This is a genomic window from Puia sp., assembly GCF_036500295.1.
Classification (GTDB): Bacteria; Bacteroidota; Bacteroidia; order Chitinophagales; family Chitinophagaceae; genus Puia.
Map to the genome: position 1 here is coordinate 1 of NZ_DASYCH010000010.1, position 14,805 is coordinate 14,805.

General features: G+C 56.0%; 14 protein-coding genes. 4 read left to right on the forward strand and 10 right to left on the reverse strand.

What is annotated here, in order from left to right:
- Window positions 1-115: 115 nt before the first annotated feature.
- On the forward strand, window positions 116-721 hold the full coding sequence (locus VGM48_RS04185) for a 2,3-bisphosphoglycerate-dependent phosphoglycerate mutase (protein ID WP_331576465.1): 606 nt from the start codon (window positions 116-118) through the stop codon (window positions 719-721).
- Here the strand turns inward: VGM48_RS04185 and bshC are convergent.
- From bshC to rimO, 5 genes are all read right to left on the reverse strand, one after another.
- Complete coding sequence (gene bshC, locus VGM48_RS04190) at window positions 716-2,314, reverse strand: bacillithiol biosynthesis cysteine-adding enzyme BshC (protein ID WP_331576466.1); 1,599 nt, start codon at window positions 2,312-2,314, stop codon at window positions 716-718. The genes VGM48_RS04185 and bshC overlap by 6 nt on opposite strands.
- Before the next feature lie 192 nt (window positions 2,315-2,506).
- Complete coding sequence (locus VGM48_RS04195) at window positions 2,507-3,508, reverse strand: 4-hydroxyproline epimerase (RefSeq protein WP_331576467.1); 1,002 nt, start codon at window positions 3,506-3,508, stop codon at window positions 2,507-2,509.
- A 1-nt stretch (window position 3,509) separates the two neighbouring features.
- On the reverse strand, window positions 3,510-4,988 hold the full coding sequence (locus tag VGM48_RS04200) for an aldehyde dehydrogenase (NADP(+)) (RefSeq protein ID WP_331576468.1): 1,479 nt from the start codon (window positions 4,986-4,988) through the stop codon (window positions 3,510-3,512).
- 44 nt (window positions 4,989-5,032) lie between these two features.
- A complete protein-coding gene (locus VGM48_RS04205; RefSeq protein ID WP_331576469.1) occupies window positions 5,033-5,941 on the reverse strand; it encodes a dihydrodipicolinate synthase family protein in 909 nt (302 codons plus the stop codon).
- A 78-nt stretch (window positions 5,942-6,019) separates the two neighbouring features.
- Window positions 6,020-7,336, reverse strand: a complete 1,317-nt coding sequence (gene rimO, locus VGM48_RS04210) for a 30S ribosomal protein S12 methylthiotransferase RimO (protein WP_331576470.1) — start codon at window positions 7,334-7,336, stop codon at window positions 6,020-6,022.
- Between the two features lie 76 nt (window positions 7,337-7,412).
- Between rimO and VGM48_RS04215 the strand changes: the two genes are divergently transcribed.
- Window positions 7,413-7,889 carry a hypothetical protein gene (locus VGM48_RS04215; protein WP_331576471.1) on the forward strand — a complete coding sequence of 159 codons (477 nt, stop codon included), beginning with the start codon at window positions 7,413-7,415 and terminating at the stop codon, window positions 7,887-7,889.
- 22 nt (window positions 7,890-7,911) lie between these two features.
- Here the strand turns inward: VGM48_RS04215 and ftsY are convergent, their stop codons facing one another.
- The 5 genes from ftsY to VGM48_RS04240 all read right to left on the reverse strand — a co-directional run bounded on the left by ftsY (window position 7,912) and on the right by VGM48_RS04240 (window position 11,602).
- Entirely contained in the window at window positions 7,912-8,886 is a 975-nt protein-coding gene (gene ftsY / locus VGM48_RS04220; protein ID WP_331576472.1) for a signal recognition particle-docking protein FtsY, read from the reverse strand.
- Between the two features lie 67 nt (window positions 8,887-8,953).
- On the reverse strand, window positions 8,954-9,127 hold the full coding sequence (locus VGM48_RS04225) for a DUF4295 family protein (RefSeq protein ID WP_331576473.1): 174 nt from the start codon (window positions 9,125-9,127) through the stop codon (window positions 8,954-8,956).
- A gap of 2 nt (window positions 9,128-9,129) precedes the next feature.
- Window positions 9,130-9,312 carry a 50S ribosomal protein L33 gene (rpmG, locus tag VGM48_RS04230; protein ID WP_331576474.1) on the reverse strand — a complete coding sequence of 61 codons (183 nt, stop codon included), beginning with the start codon at window positions 9,310-9,312 and terminating at the stop codon, window positions 9,130-9,132.
- Between the two features lie 31 nt (window positions 9,313-9,343).
- On the reverse strand, window positions 9,344-9,580 hold the full coding sequence (gene rpmB / locus VGM48_RS04235) for a 50S ribosomal protein L28 (RefSeq protein WP_331576475.1): 237 nt from the start codon (window positions 9,578-9,580) through the stop codon (window positions 9,344-9,346).
- Window positions 9,581-9,700: 120 nt separating this feature from the next.
- On the reverse strand, window positions 9,701-11,602 hold the full coding sequence (locus VGM48_RS04240; protein WP_331576476.1) for a pyrroloquinoline quinone-dependent dehydrogenase: 1,902 nt from the start codon (window positions 11,600-11,602) through the stop codon (window positions 9,701-9,703).
- Window positions 11,603-11,768: 166 nt separating this feature from the next.
- Here VGM48_RS04240 and ppk1 point away from each other — a divergent pair, with 166 nt between their 5' ends.
- Together ppk1 and VGM48_RS04250 are read left to right on the forward strand one after the other, a co-directional pair.
- On the forward strand, window positions 11,769-13,892 hold the full coding sequence (gene ppk1, locus VGM48_RS04245; RefSeq protein ID WP_331576477.1) for a polyphosphate kinase 1: 2,124 nt from the start codon (window positions 11,769-11,771) through the stop codon (window positions 13,890-13,892).
- Window positions 13,893-13,902: 10 nt separating this feature from the next.
- On the forward strand, window positions 13,903-14,805 hold the full coding sequence (locus tag VGM48_RS04250; protein ID WP_331576478.1) for an exopolyphosphatase: 903 nt from the start codon (window positions 13,903-13,905) through the stop codon (window positions 14,803-14,805).

Consider the following 14,805-nt stretch of genomic DNA (forward strand, 5'->3'; position numbering starts at 1 on the left):
CCGGGACAGACACGCGCTCTGGCTCGCGGGTCCTCGCCTGGCCGCGGGGACTTACGGCCTGGCCTGTGGTCCTGGCGACCGCGCGATAGTGTATCTTTAGCTCAAATCACCGACCATGTCCCTGCTCGTCCTCGTCCGTCACGGCCAGTCCACTTATAACCTGGAGAATCGGTTCACGGGGGAGACCGATGTGCCGCTGACGCCCCGGGGCCGGGAGGAGGCAAGGGCGGCGGGCACAAAACTAAAGGGCATTGCCTTTGTCCGGGGCTTTACCTCCGTGCTCCAACGGGCCATCGAGTCGATGACGCTGCTGCTGGAGACGGCCGGCCAGCCGGAGCTACCGGTCACCCGTGACCGCGCACTCAATGAACGGAACTATGGCCGGCTGCAGGGGCTCAACAAGGCAGAAATAGCAAAGCAATATGGCGGGGAGCAGGTGGCCATCTGGCGAAGAAGTTTTTCTATCCGGCCCCCCGGCGGCGAGAGCCTGGCCGATACGGCGGGTCGCGTCGTCCCCTACTATCGACAAAACATCGAGCCGTTGCTGCTTCAAGGGGATAATATTCTCATCGTGGCTCACGGGAACAGCCTGCGGGCCCTGATGATGCACCTGGAAAACATCGGGGAAGAGGCCATTGCGCAGGTAGATCTGCCTACGGGGTTGCCCCGGCAATATACGCTGAATGATAAGGGATTGCTTGAAGCAGTAGCCGATCTATAATACTTCCACCAGCACGACAAACTCCCCCCAGACGGGTGAATGGGCGTAGAGGTCATGGATGATGCCGGGTCCATAGGCGGCATACCAGGGCAGGATATTCTCCATCCGTTCCTGCAGGTTGCCATTGGGGAACAAGGCCTGCTTCACGGCGCGGATCTGCCGCTGCTGGTCGCTGAATTTGCGTTTCTCGGCCCTCAGCAGCTTCTTTTCCAGCAGGCGGATCGGCTCCACTGCTTTTACCTGCAGGGCCGTCACGTGCTGTTCCAGGGTCGGGTCCACCGGCCGGGTCAGCGCCTTGAGGGTCTCGTAATATTGGTTGGCCGCGGCGATCTCTTCTTCGAGGCTAAGGGTCTGATTCGAATCGCGCTTCACCAGCTGGTTCATCAGGTCCTGCTCGTCGCGGAACAGATCTTCGATGCCGAAGCCGGCCCGTTCCATCTTTTCCATCCATTGCTTTTCCACCAGTTGGAACGAGCTGCGGACCACGAGCACCGGGAACGGGGTCTGGTAGTGATCGAAGAGTCCTTTTAGTTCCAGCCAGTAGGCCGTCTCGCCACCGCCGCCGACAAAGGCCAGGTTGGGGAGGATCGTCTCCTGGAAGAGCCCGCGCAGGATCACATTGGGACTAAAGCGCTCGGGATAACGGTGCAACTCATCCCGCAGCTCACTCTCCGTGAACGCCAGCGCGGACCCATGGACCTTATAGCTATCGCCGGTCTGCTCGATCCTTCCACGCAGGGCGTCCTTTAAATAAAAAAGATTGATATCCCTTGGATTGGCCTGGATGTCATAGGCTTCACCGAGTTGCCCGATGGTCTCGTTCACGATCCGGGAAGACTCCCGGCGGAAGAGGTCGTCTTCGAAAACGGCGATCATCTGCCGCTTGAATGCCGCGTTATCGGCGATCAGCACGATCAGGCCATATTCCGCAAACAGGCGGTGGAGGATACGCAAGGTCGCCGTCTGGATATCGGGACTTTCGAGATAGGCTTCTTTCAGGATTGCCATCAGCTCCGGGCCATAGCGCTGGACCGAAAGTTCTCCTTCGATGCGGTGATAGAGTTTATCCAGTCCTTTGGTGGTCATCCGGCCCACGGCGCCGGTTTGTTTCGTATCCCAGGTGAGCTTCTCGCCGCCCAGCCAGATCTGTCCCAGCTCGTCGAGGTCGGCATCCTCGCTGCCCATATAGAACACCGGCACGAAATTGTCGCCGGGGTGTTGCGCTTTCATCCATTCCGCCAACCGGATCGTATGGAGTATCTTATAGACAAAGTAAAGATGGCCGGTGAAGATGGCCGGCTGATGAGCCGTGCAGATGGTGAAGGTGTTGGGACTGGCCAGCTTCGCGATATTTTCCTTTACCCGCGGCGCCCCGGCCAGACCCGCGTATTGCTCCTCCAGCACCTGCACCAGTGTCGCCCGGTCCACGGGTTTGCCGGCTTTTCGCGCGGCAAGCGCCGATCGCATGCCTTCCGGGCTTGCCGGATATGCGTAGTAGGGGGACAATTCATCGGCCTGATCCAGGTAGTCCGTAATAAGACGGGAGAAATAGCCGGTCTGGCGGTATGGTAAATGCGTCGATTTCCAGTCCATAAGACAGCGAATTTATCACCTCCTGCCGATAAACGAGAATCGAACGGGGTAATTTATCCGAACGGCACAGAAGCCGCCAACGGCGGCTCGTCCGAAGGACAGACAAAAATGGTTTGCCGGGATGGCTAAATTTCCGAGAGCCATTCCGGGCAAATCTACAACAGGAAAAAGGGAGGATTGTTCGGGATGAACCTAGAGCACCTGGAAGCCGTAGGCATAGGGATCATCTTCCGGGTCGATGGTAATCGTGTTATACCCGTAGATCTTCGCCCAGCCTTCGATGCTCGGGACGATCGCCGGCTTGCCCGCGACGGTCACCGCCTTCTCCACCCGCCCTGTAAAGGTCGATCCGATGATGCTTTCATGGATAAAGACATCGCCCTCTTTTAACTTTCCTTTGGCAAACCACTGGGCCATCCGGGCCGAGGTCCCCGTACCACAGGGGCTCCGGTCGATCGCCTTGTCGCCATAGAAAACCGCGTTCCGGGCCGTAGCCTTCGGATCGATGGTCTTCCCTGTCCAGAGGATATGCGTGCAGCTATGGATGGTCGGGTTCTCGGGATGGACAAATTTGTGCTGTGCGTTGATCCGCTCGCGCATCACCCGGCTCCAGGCGATCAACTGGCCGGCGGAATAGTCTTCCAGCCCTTTGAAATTTTCCTGGGGATCGACGATGGCATAGAAGTTCCCGCCATAGGAGACGTCGACCTTCAGGGGACCGAGATCTGGGCATTCGACGGTGATATTCTCCGCGGCCAGGTAGGCCGGTACGTTGGTCAGTTTGACGTTCTTTACCTTTTTGCCTTCCTGTTTGTATTCGATCAGCACCAGGCCCGCCGGCGCTTCCATGCGGATGTGACCCGGGGTCTTCGGCTGGATCAACCCTTCTTCCAGCGCGATGGTGATCGTGCCGATGGTGCCATGACCGCACATGGGGAGACAGCCGCTGGTTTCGATGAACAGTACCGCCACGTCGTTCTGTGGGTCATGGGGTGGATAGAGGATGCTGCCGCTCATCATGTCGTGCCCTCGCGGCTCGAACATCAGCCCCTTGCGGATCCAGTCGTATTCTTTTAGGAAATGCTGACGTTTCTCACTCATATTTGCCCCGTTGAGTACCGGACCGCCACCGGCTACCAGCCGGACGGGATTGCCGCAGGTGTGTGCGTCGACGCAAAAAAAGGTCTTCTTCATCCTATATCGGATCTTTTGTTAAATCATTATTTACCATTCTCCAGATGCCGAGCGGGTTACCGTTCTTCAGCGCATCGGGCAGCGCCGCATCCGACCAGCCCTGGAAGGCCAGGGGCCGGACCCAGCGTTTGATCCCATCCGCACCCACCGAGGTGAACCGGCTGTCGGTCGTGGACGGGAAGGGGCCGCCATGCTGCATCGAAAGGCTGACGCGAACGCCCGTGGGGGCGCCATTGAGGATCAGCCGGCCGCAGATGTCCTGCGCCGCCTCTACCAGGGCGCGATGTTGTTTGATGTCTTCGTCTGTTGCCATCAGGGCGGTGGTCAGCTGACCTTCGAGATGCCTTGCCGCCTTTACCAGCTCGTCGGCGTTGCCGCAGCGGATGACCAGCGAATAAGGTCCGAATACTTCCTGGTGCAGGAGCGGGTTCTTGAAAAAGGCTTCCGCCGATGCCGTGGCGATCGTCGGAACGCCCTGGTTCTCTGCGGGCTTCGCAGCTGCGACGCCAACCGTCTCCACCTCCGCCTGTTTCAACGCCGTACTGCGTTTCTCGCCATAGGCTTTGGCGATGCCGGGATGCAGCATCGTACTGGGGGCCGTTTTTTCTATCGCGGCGCCCAATTCCTTTATAAAGAGATCGAGATCTTCTCCTGCTATGCCGAGGATCAGCCCGGGGTTGGTACAAAACTGACCCGTTCCCAGGGTAACGGACCCGGCTAGTTGCGCAGCCAGTTCCTTGGCGGATGTCTTCAATTTACCCGGTAGTAGGAAAACGGGATTGATGCTGCCCATTTCGGCAAAGACGGGTATCGGCTCTTTCCGCTGGTTGGCCCAGTCGAACAGCGCTTTGCCGCCGCCATAGGAACCCGTAAACCCGACGGCGCGGGTATGCGGGTGCGTTACGAGGGCCTTGCCTGCCTCGAAGCTGACGCCATGCACATGACCAAAAACACCCGCAGGTAAACCCGCCGCTTTCACGGCTTTGCGGATCGCTTCCGCCACCCGCTCCGAGGTCTCGGCATGGGCGGGGTGCGCCTTGACGACGACCGGACAGCCGGCAGCCAGTGCGGAGGCGGTGTCACCACCCGCGGTGGAATAGGCAAACGGGAAATTGCTGGCGCCAAAAACGACAATAGGTCCTAAGGCAACCTGCAGCTTGCGGACATCGGGGTCGCCCTTCTCCGGCACCGCGGTATCGATCCGAACTTCCAGCCAATGGCCGGCTTCACAGGCCTCGGCATAGCTTGTCAGCTGGAACATCGTCCGGTTCCGCTCGTTCTTGAGCCTTGCCTCGGGCAGGTTGGTTTCGCGCATCGCGGTTTGGATCAGCTCATCGCCGGTCGCTTCCAACTCCCGGGCTATCGCACGCATCAGGTCGGCGCGCTGTTTCAAAGTAGTATTGCGGTAAACGGGAAAGGCAGTCCAGGCGGCCTGCATGATCTGGTCGATCTCCGCAGGTGAATGATCTTGAAAAGGCATGGGATAAAATTTTTATTCAATGAATGATCTGACGCTTCGGGCCATTAGGCATATTCTGTCAGCACGGGCCGGCTGGCGACACCCTGACGGATAACGTCCAGCACCTCTTCCCGTTCTTTACCGATCAATTGCAAACGTGGTGCCCGTACATACTCCGTACCCAAACCAACCTCGGCTTCCGCCAGCTTGATATACTGGACGAGCTTCGCGTGGATATCCAGCTCCAGCAAGGGCAGGAACCAGCGGTGGATCTCCAGCGCCTCTTCGATGCGGCCGGCCTTCACCAACCGGAAGATGGCCGTCGTCTCTGCCGGAAAGGCACCGACCAGACCGCCTACCCAGCCACAGGCGCCCATCAGCAGCTCTTCAATCGCGATGGTATCGACGCCGCAAAGGATCTTTATGCGGTTGCCGAAGCGATTGATCAGCCGCGTGACATTCGACACGTCGCGCGTGGACTCTTTCACGGCTTCGATGTTCGCCAGTTCGGTCAGCTCTTCGAACATATCCAGGGTCACTTCTATCTTGTAATCGACGGGGTTGTTATAGATCATGACGGGCAATGGCGTAACGCCTGCTACGGTCTTGAAGAAGGCCACCGTTTCCCGGTGGTCGCTTTTATAGCGCATCGGCGGCAATATCATCAGGCCATCCGCGCCCCACTGTTCCGCCTGGCGCGCCTGGTTCACCGCTTCACGTGTGGAGCCTTCGGCGATATTCAGCAACACCGGGATACGCCCGGCACTCTTTTCGATGGTATATTTGATCAGGGTCTCTTTTTCTTCCAGGGTCAGGGTGCTTGCTTCGCCAAGGCTGCCACCGATGATAACGCCGTTGACACCGGCTTCGATCTGGGCTTCGAGATTGTGTGCGAACATAGGAAGGTCGAGGGTATCCCGGGGAGTGAACTTCGTCGTCAGGGCCGGAAAAACGCCATTGAAGTCTATTCTCATGTGATCGTAATTTTTCAGCAAAATTACCGGTTTAACCCCGTGGGCAGGCCGCGCCGATTAATCTATTCTTTGCGGATTTTAACTTGCCGCCACTACTTCGCCTTCCAGATCATAATCATAAGCCTTTGTGATCCGCACATGGACGAATTCGCCGATCGGCAGCTTCTCTTCGCTGTGGATGATCACCTCGTTGTCCACCTCGACCGAGTCGAATTCGGTTCGCCCCAGGTAACGCCCGGCCTCTTTCTTGTCGATAAGGGTCTTGAACACCTGGCCCACTTTCTCCTGGTTCTTTTCGTAGGAGATCTCCTGCTGTACTTCCATCACCTCCTGTGCGCGTTGCTGTTTCACCTCCGCGGGGACGTCATCTTCCTGGCCATAGGCCGAAGTGCCTTCCTCATGTGAATAGGAGAAAATACCTACCCGGTCGAACCGGTGCTCCTGCAGGAATTCCTTCAACTCTTCCACGTCCCGCTCCGTCTCGCCGGGGAAACCCGCGATCAGCGTCGTGCGAAGACAAATGCCCGGGACCCGATGGCGGATCTGATGGATCAGCCCGGTCATCTCCGCCCGGGTGATCTGCCTGCGCATTGCCTTTAACATGGCGTCGCTGGCATGCTGTAAGGGCATATCCAGATAGTTGCAGATATTCTCTCTCTCGCGCATCACATCTAAAATTTCCAATGGGAATTTTGACGGATAGGCATAGTGAAGCCGGATCCATTCGAGCCCTTTGATATCCGCAAGGCGATGGAGCAGGTCGGGCAGCATGCGCTGCTTGTAAAGGTCCAAACCATAATAGGTCAGTTCCTGGGCGATGAGCATGATCTCCTTTACCCCGCGCCGGACCAGCCCTTCGGCTTCCTTTACGAGGTCTTCGATGCTGCGGCTGATGTGTCCGCCGCGCATCAGCGGAATGGCGCAAAACGCGCAGGTTCGGTTACAGCCTTCCGATATCTTCAGATAGGCATAATGCTGGGGCGTGGCCAGCAGGCGTTCGCCCAGCAATTCCGTTTTATAATCGGCTTCGAATCTCTTCAGCATCAGCGGCAGCTCCATCGTGCCGAACCAGGCATCCACTTCGGGGATCTCTTTTTCGAGGTCTTCGCGGTAGCGCTGGCTGAGACAGCCCGTTACATACACCTTGTCGAGGCGGCCCTTTTTCTTCAGGGCAACCTGGTCAAGAATGGTATTGACGGATTCTTCCTTTGCCTTGTCGATGAACCCGCAGGTGTTGACGACGACAATATTATGATCCTTCTTCGCACTCTCATGCACGACGTCGATATCGTTGGCCTTTAGTTGCCCGCTCAGCACTTCGCTGTCGACCATATTCTTGCTGCAACCAAGGGTGATGATGTTCACCTTATCTTTCTGTAATGTTCTTACTTTCATGCTATAAAGGTTGCAAAGGTACAAAGTATTGGCATGGTTTTTTATATATTTGTGCCATCTAAAATGCACTAAGACTATGAGAAAAACCCTAGTTGTTCTTTCGATCGTTTCCCTTTGTTTTGCAACCCGTTCGTTCGCACAGGCCGAAGGCAGCAGCTATACGACGGCAGTCGGGGTCAAATTCTGGCCCGGCGCCCTGAGTGTCAAGCACTTCGTATCTGATGACCGGGCCCTGGAAGGACTGCTTAACTTCTGGGATAACGGTTTCCGCGTGACGGGTCTTTATGAGATCCACGGGGATATCAACGGAGCTTCCGGACTGAGATGGTATGTTGGCCCTGGCGCGCATCTTGGCTGGTACAATGGCGCGGTCTATCATGATCACTTCTACAGCAGCGGCGCGCTCTCCATCGGCATCGACGGCGTGCTTGGCCTCGAGTATAAATTCGAAGGCGCGCCCATCGCGATCAGTGCGGATATCAACCCGTACATCGAGTTCAACCATCCTTACTTCGATGTCTTTGGCGGACTCGGAGTAAAATATACGTGGTAAATGATTTGGAAGGCCCGTGAGTCTATTTAGTCTCCGGGCCTTCTAAATTAAATAAGGTGTCTACGAATTCATGCTTGTCGAAGACCAATAGGTCTTCCATCTTCTCCCCCACACCGATAAATTTCACCGGAATTCTGAACTGATCGGCAATCGCCAGCACCACGCCGCCTTTGGCCGTTCCGTCGAGTTTGGTAATGGCGAGTGCACTCACATCGGTGGCCGCCGTGAACTGACGGGCCTGCTCCAGGGCATTCTGCCCCGTCGAACCATCCAGCACCAGCAACACTTCATGCGGCGCATCCGGCATCACTTTCTTGATCACGCGGTTGATCTTACTCAACTCTTCCATCAGATAGGCCTTGTTGTGCAACCGGCCGGCGGTATCGATGATGACGACATCCGCGCCGCGCGCGACTCCGCTTTGTACGGTGTCGAAGGCGACGGCGCCCGGATCGGCGCCCATTCCCTGTTTGATGATCGGCACCCCTACCCGTTCGCTCCAGATGTTCAGTTGGTCGACCGCGGCCGCACGGAAGGTATCCGCGGCTCCCAGCAACACCGACTTCCCTGCCTTTTTAAAGTTGTAGGCCAGCTTGCCGATGGTCGTGGTCTTGCCGACGCCGTTGACGCCGACCACCAGGATCACATGGGGTTTGTTGCCGGAAGGCGTGCTGAAATCCAGGTAGGACTGCTCGGAAGCATCCACGAGAATATTCTCTATTTCTTGTTGAAGTATCCCGTTTAACTCGCTGGTATTAATGTATTTATTTTTTGCAACCCGCTGTTCGATCTGTTTGATGATCTTGATCGTCGTGTCGATGCCGACATCGGCGCTGACCAATGCGTCTTCCAGGTTGTCCAGCACTTCCTCGTCGACCGTGCTTTTGCCGGCGACGGCTTTTGTGAGCTTGGTCAGGAAGCCTTCCTTGGTTTTTTGCAATCCCTGGTTCAGGCTTTCCTTCTCTTTCTTGCCAAATAGCTTATCAAAGAATCCCATAGTGCTAATATAGAAAAAGCGGACCATGGTCCGCTTTCAAATTTATCTTACTAAACCCAAGAAATTATTATTTGGCCGCAAGGTATTCCTTGATCTTCTCCTTGTGGATGATCGCCTCCTTGAAGGTATAGGCACCGGTCTTGGGGCTGCGAACAGCCTTGATCACCTTTGTCCAGTTCTTGGCTTCCGCGGCAGCCTTTGCATCCTTGGTTTTAATAGCGGTTTTTGCTGCTTTTGCCATGATTATTTGATTTCTTTATGAACAGTTACTTTCTTTAAAATGGGGTTGAACTTCTTCAGCTCCAGACGTTCCGGAGTATTTTTCTTGTTCTTGGTCGTGATATACCGGCTGGTACCAGGTTTCCCGCTGGTCTTATGTTCCGTGCATTCCAGTATCACTTGAACCCGACTTCCTTTCTTTGCCATGATATAAGGATGATAAAAATTTACAAAATGATTAGATCTTCACGCCTTCCGCTCTCAACTGCTTAACAACACTGTACAGACCATTCTTGTTGATCGTCCGAAGTCCTTCGGAAGAGACCTTCAGGGTGATCCACTTATCTTCTTCGGCGAGGAAGAACCTTTTGGTCTGCAAATTGGGTAAGAATCTGCGCTTCGTCTTAATATTCGAGTGTGATACTTTATTTCCCGAGACCGGAACCTTACCCGTTATCTGACAAACTCTTGACATGACTGAAAATTTATTAGGAGTGCAAAGGTCGGTAAATCTGTGCAATTATCAAAAAGAAATACTTGTTTTTTCAACGACTTGTTCACAGCCGTGGAGAACTATGCCTTGGCAGTGATTCGGTTAGGGCAATGCGAATGCCAGCACATAATCCCCTTGCTTCGTCCGCAGCTTCCCGTGCCCACCGGCTGCAATAACCACATATTGCTTACCGTCAAGGGAATAGGTCATCGGCGTAGCCTGGCCGCCGGCCGGCAGAGCATATTCCCAAAGTACCGCGCCCGTTCGCCGGTCGAAGGCCCGGAAATGCCCGTCCATACTTCCAGCCACAAAGATACAGTTCCCGCCGGTGATGATCGCGCCGCCGAAGTTCAGCGAACCCCATTTCTTCGCATCGGGATATTTGGCCGGGTCCATCATATAGCCCAGCGGCACCTCCCATTTCCTGCTTCCGTCGTGCAGATCGATTGCCACCAGCGTTCCCCAGGGCGGCTTCACCTGCATGACGATCCCCCGCTGGTCGACCTTGAAGAGATAGTCCCGCTTCATGATATAGGGAGTTCCCGTCTGCCGCCCGGTCTCCGCCCGCATCACCGCGGCGTCCGACCGTTCGACGATATCGATGCTGTCGCGGGGGATCATGCGGATCACCGCGGGGATCCGGTTGATATTGGTCACCAGATATCCGGTCTCGGGGTCATAGCACATCCCGCTCCAGTTGATGCCGCCCACATTCCCCGGCGCCATGACCGACCCTTCGAAACCCGGCGGGGTAAACGGTCCCTCGCTGCGATACGGGCTGATCCGTCGCCGCGCTTCCGCCAAATCTTCCGGCGTCGGCCCCCAGACATCCGCCAGGCTAAACCCCTGGATACCCAACGGTGCGGGAAGAACGGGAAAAGGCTGTGTCGGCCAGGCTTCTTCGCCTTTTACATGCGAGGCAGGCACCGGCCGCTCCTCCACGGGGAAAAGGGAAACACCGGTCTCCCGGTTCAGCACAAAAACATGCCCCATCTTGGTGCCGATGATCACCGCCGGGACCTTGCCCCGGCCCTGAACGGCGATATCCGCCAGGATCGGCTGCGCGGCAATATCGAAATCCCAGATATCGTGATGCACGACCTGAAACGACCAGAGGGGCTTGCCCGTCGACGCCCGCAGCGCCACGAGGGAGTTGGCATACCGGTTCATGCCCTTGCGCTCTCCGCCGTAATAGTCGGGGCTTGGACAGGTAGTCGGCACGAAGACCATATCACGCGCCGGGTCGACCGAGAGGATCGACCAGGCATTGGCGCCCCCGGTCTTGTGCGCCTTCGGCCCCTGCCAGGTGCTGTACGCAGGGTCGGTCGGATCGGTAGGGATCGGATTCCAGGTCCATACGAGTTTACCCGACCGGACATCATAGGCCCGCACCACCCCCGGGGGATAGTCGAACCGCTGGTTGTCGCCCAACGAACTGCCCACGATCACGAGGTCACCGGCCACCGTCGGCGGAGAGGTCTCCGCGATATCCGCACCCACCCCCGCCCGCAGATCGACGATGCCCTCCCGGCCAAAATCCGCGGCCGGCTTCCCCGTCACCACATCCAGTGCGATGAGCCTGCCGTCGATCGTGCCGATGAAAAGCCGGCCGCCCTTCCAGTAGGCCACCCCGCGGTTACTGATCTCCGAGAAATCGCCGTTCATGTTGACATTCGGATCATAGACCCATCGCTGCTGACCCGTGGCGCCGTCCAATGCGATGACGCGGTTACTGGGTGTGGAGACATACAGCGTCCGGCCGATGAGGATCGGTGTACATTCGAATGCCGCTTTCTCGAGGGCATGGGTGCCGGTGTATTTTTCCAGTTCGCCCGTCCGGGAGGTCCAGGCAACCTGCAGCCGGCCGACCGTATGATCGTTGATCTGTTTCAACGCTGAATACCGCGTTCCCCCGGCGTCCTTTCCGTAATAAGCCCAGGAGCCATCCTGTGCCCTGACGCCGAGCTGCAAGAGCAGCAACAAAAAGAAACAAGAATATCTCATAGTTGTATTTTTGATCAAACCTATCCCATCAAAGCGGGTCAACCGATTTTCTTTGACCAATGGACGGTCGCCGGTGACGTATGGAAAATGGATCGATCTAATTTATTAATAATTACTTAATTTACTTATCCCTTTTGCATTGTCTACTTTGCGCAAAGAAGAAAAAATGAGAAGAAAAACTATAGCCCGGGATATAAGCTGGCTTTCTTTTAATGGCCGGGTCCTTCAGGAGGCGGCGGATCCCACGGTTCCCCTACGCGAACGAATCCGGTTTCTCGGGATCTTTTCCAATAACATGGACGAATTTTACCGGGTCCGTGTCGCGACCCTTCGCCGGATGAACGAATACAGCGGCCGGAAGTCCCGGCTCAACATGCACCTCGAACAATCTCCCGACAAGATATTAAATGATATCCAGGCCATCGTCCTCGAACAGGGCGCCGAGTTCGATGCCATCTGGGGCGGCATCCGCCGGGAGATGGAGGGCGGGAATATTTTCCTGGTCAACGAACAGGAACTCGACTCCTCCCAGGAGCAATTTATCCAGAATTATTTCGAGGAGGAGGTACGGGCGAACACGATCCCGCTGATGATCGAAAGCATCCCGACCTTTCCCTTTCTGCGCGACAAATCGCTCTACCTGGGCGTCGTGCTCTCCCGCCGCGACGGCAGCATGAAACGGAAATACGCCATCATCGAGATCCCCAGCCGGGTGCTGGGCCGTTTTGTCATCCTGCCCTCGGCGATCCCCGAAGTCCATCATATCATCCTGCTTGAAGATATCATCCGATTCAACCTGCGGAACATCTTTGCCTATTTCGGCTATGACAGCTATGACTCCTGGGTCTTCAAGGTGACCCGCGACGCGGAGATCGATATCGATAACGATGTGTCGACGACGCTGATCCAGAAGATCGAAAAAGGACTGAAGAACCGGCGCAAGGGAAAACCCGTTCGCTTCGTGTATGACGAACAGATGGACAAGGGGCTGATCGAATACCTGCTCAAGCGGCTCAACCTCTCCAAAAAGAGCGGCAACCTCATCCCCGGCGGACGTATCCACAACTTCCGGCACTTTATGGACTTCCCCGATGTCTTCCCCAAGCAGGGCCAGCGGAAGAAGTCCTTCACTCATCCTGCTTTGCAAAAGACGCCCCGCGTCACCGATGTGGTGCTCGAGAAAGATGTCATGCTGCACTTCCCCTATCATTCTTTCAACCCCCTGATCGATATGCTCCGGGAGGCCGCCATCGACCCCAACGTCACGACGATAAAGATCACCGGCTACCGGCTCGCTTCCAATTCCAAAATCATCAACGCTCTCATCAACGCCGTCCGCAACGGCAAAAACGTGACGGTGATGCTCGAACTTCGCGCCCGGTTCGATGAAGAAGCCAACCTGGAATGGAAGGAACGGCTCGAGGACGAAGGTGTGAAAGTGCTGATCGGCATCCCGAACATGAAGATACACGCGAAGATCTGTCTCATCAAAAAGCGGATCAACAACTTCACCATCCATTACGGTTTTGTCAGCACCGGCAATCTCAACGAGAAGACGGCCCGGGTATATGGCGATCACTGCCTGCTCACTTCCGACCGGCATGTCATGGCGGATGTCAACCGGATCTTCAACTACCTGGAGAACCATAAGGACGGAACTGCACCGCTGAAGGCCTGCAAGACCCTCATCCCCTGTCCCACCAACCTGCGGCAGGAACTGGTGAAAATGATCGCCCGCGAGACCAAGCTGGCAAGAGAGAAAAAGCCCGCTGCGATCATCCTCAAGATGAACTCGCTGTCGGATGAGGACCTGATCGAAAAGCTGTCCGAAGCGGCGAAGGCGGGCGTGAGGGTCGAGCTGGTCATCCGCGGCATCTTCTGCATGTTCAGCGAGAACAGTAAATTCCTCATCCCGGTGAAAGCCATCAGTATCATCGATGAATATCTCGAACACGCCCGGGTCTTTATCTTCCATAATGGCGGAAACGAAAAAACTTACATATCTTCGGCCGATTGGATGGTTCGGAACCTCGATCATCGCGTGGAAGCGACCTGCCCCATCCTCGATGAGGGCATCGCCCGGGAACTGAAGGACATTCTGAGCATCCAGCTGTCGGACAACGTAAAGGCGCGGTGGCTCGACAACGAACTGCAGAACAAGTATAAACGCGATCATTCGGAGACCCGGATCAGGTCCCAGATCGAGATCTATAATTATTTGTACCAAAAAGCCCAGTACGCGGAGGAAGGGGTTGCGCCCACGCCCGAACCCGCGGCGGCTACTGAATGACCACCGGTAAATGAAAATTCGTCTCGCGGCCATCGATATCGGAAGTAATGCGGCGCGGCTGCTGATCTCCGATGTAACCGACAATTACGGGAAACCTGAGTTCAACAAGATCAATCTCGTCCGCGTACCCCTCCGTCTCGGATTCGATGTCTTCGAACAAAAAGAGATCTCCCCCGAAAAAGTCGACATGCTCCTCCATACCCTCAAGGCCTATAAGCATCTGCTCGAGGCCTATGAGGTCGACTTCACGAAGGCGGCTGCCACCTCCGCCATGCGCGATGCGACCAATGCCGCCGATATCATCCGGCGGGTAAAAGAAGAGATCGGCATCGAGATCGAGATCATCAGCGGCGGAAGCGAAGCTTCCCTCATCTACGAGAACCATGTCGCGGAGAACATGGACAAGGAGCATGCCTACCTGTATATCGATGTGGGCGGCGGCAGCACCGAACTCACCTTCTTCGCCGGGAACAACCTGCTCTTTTCGTCCTCCTTTAATATCGGCACCATCCGGCTGTTGAAGAACCAGGTGACGGTGGCCCAGTGGGACGGCATGAAAGAATACATCCGCCGGGAGACCCGCAATCATGTGGACAGGGTTGTCGCCATCGGGTCGGGCGGTAACATCAACAAGATCTTCTCCATCTCCAAACGCAAGGAGGGCAAGTCCCTCCATATCGATCTGCTGAAAGACTACTATAAGGAGTTCAGCAGTTTTAACCTCGAAGACCGGATGCGGTTATACAAACTGCGGGAGGACAGGGCCGATGTCATCGTGCCTGCCCTGCAGATCTATATCAATGCCATGCGATGGGCCAGCGCACAGGAGATCTATGTTCCCAAGATCGGGCTTGCCGACGGGCTCATCCAGCATCTCTATGCGGACCTCAGAAGAAAAGCCAGCGAAGTTTGA

Coding starts and splice junctions, on each gene's coding strand:
- VGM48_RS04185 (WP_331576465.1), top strand. CDS start 116: ATGTCCCTGCTCGTCCTCGTCCGTCACGGCCAGTCCACTTATAACCTG.
- bshC (WP_331576466.1), bottom strand. CDS start 2,314: ATGGACTGGAAATCGACGCATTTACCATACCGCCAGACCGGCTATTTC.
- VGM48_RS04195 (WP_331576467.1), bottom strand. CDS start 3,508: ATGAAGAAGACCTTTTTTTGCGTCGACGCACACACCTGCGGCAATCCC.
- VGM48_RS04200 (WP_331576468.1), bottom strand. CDS start 4,988: ATGCCTTTTCAAGATCATTCACCTGCGGAGATCGACCAGATCATGCAG.
- VGM48_RS04205 (WP_331576469.1), bottom strand. CDS start 5,941: ATGAGAATAGACTTCAATGGCGTTTTTCCGGCCCTGACGACGAAGTTC.
- rimO (WP_331576470.1), bottom strand. CDS start 7,336: ATGAAAGTAAGAACATTACAGAAAGATAAGGTGAACATCATCACCCTT.
- VGM48_RS04215 (WP_331576471.1), top strand. CDS start 7,413: ATGAGAAAAACCCTAGTTGTTCTTTCGATCGTTTCCCTTTGTTTTGCA.
- ftsY (WP_331576472.1), bottom strand. CDS start 8,886: ATGGGATTCTTTGATAAGCTATTTGGCAAGAAAGAGAAGGAAAGCCTG.
- VGM48_RS04225 (WP_331576473.1), bottom strand. CDS start 9,127: ATGGCAAAAGCAGCAAAAACCGCTATTAAAACCAAGGATGCAAAGGCT.
- rpmG (WP_331576474.1), bottom strand. CDS start 9,312: ATGGCAAAGAAAGGAAGTCGGGTTCAAGTGATACTGGAATGCACGGAA.
- rpmB (WP_331576475.1), bottom strand. CDS start 9,580: ATGTCAAGAGTTTGTCAGATAACGGGTAAGGTTCCGGTCTCGGGAAAT.
- VGM48_RS04240 (WP_331576476.1), bottom strand. CDS start 11,602: ATGAGATATTCTTGTTTCTTTTTGTTGCTGCTCTTGCAGCTCGGCGTC.
- ppk1 (WP_331576477.1), top strand. CDS start 11,769: ATGAGAAGAAAAACTATAGCCCGGGATATAAGCTGGCTTTCTTTTAAT.
- VGM48_RS04250 (WP_331576478.1), top strand. CDS start 13,903: ATGAAAATTCGTCTCGCGGCCATCGATATCGGAAGTAATGCGGCGCGG.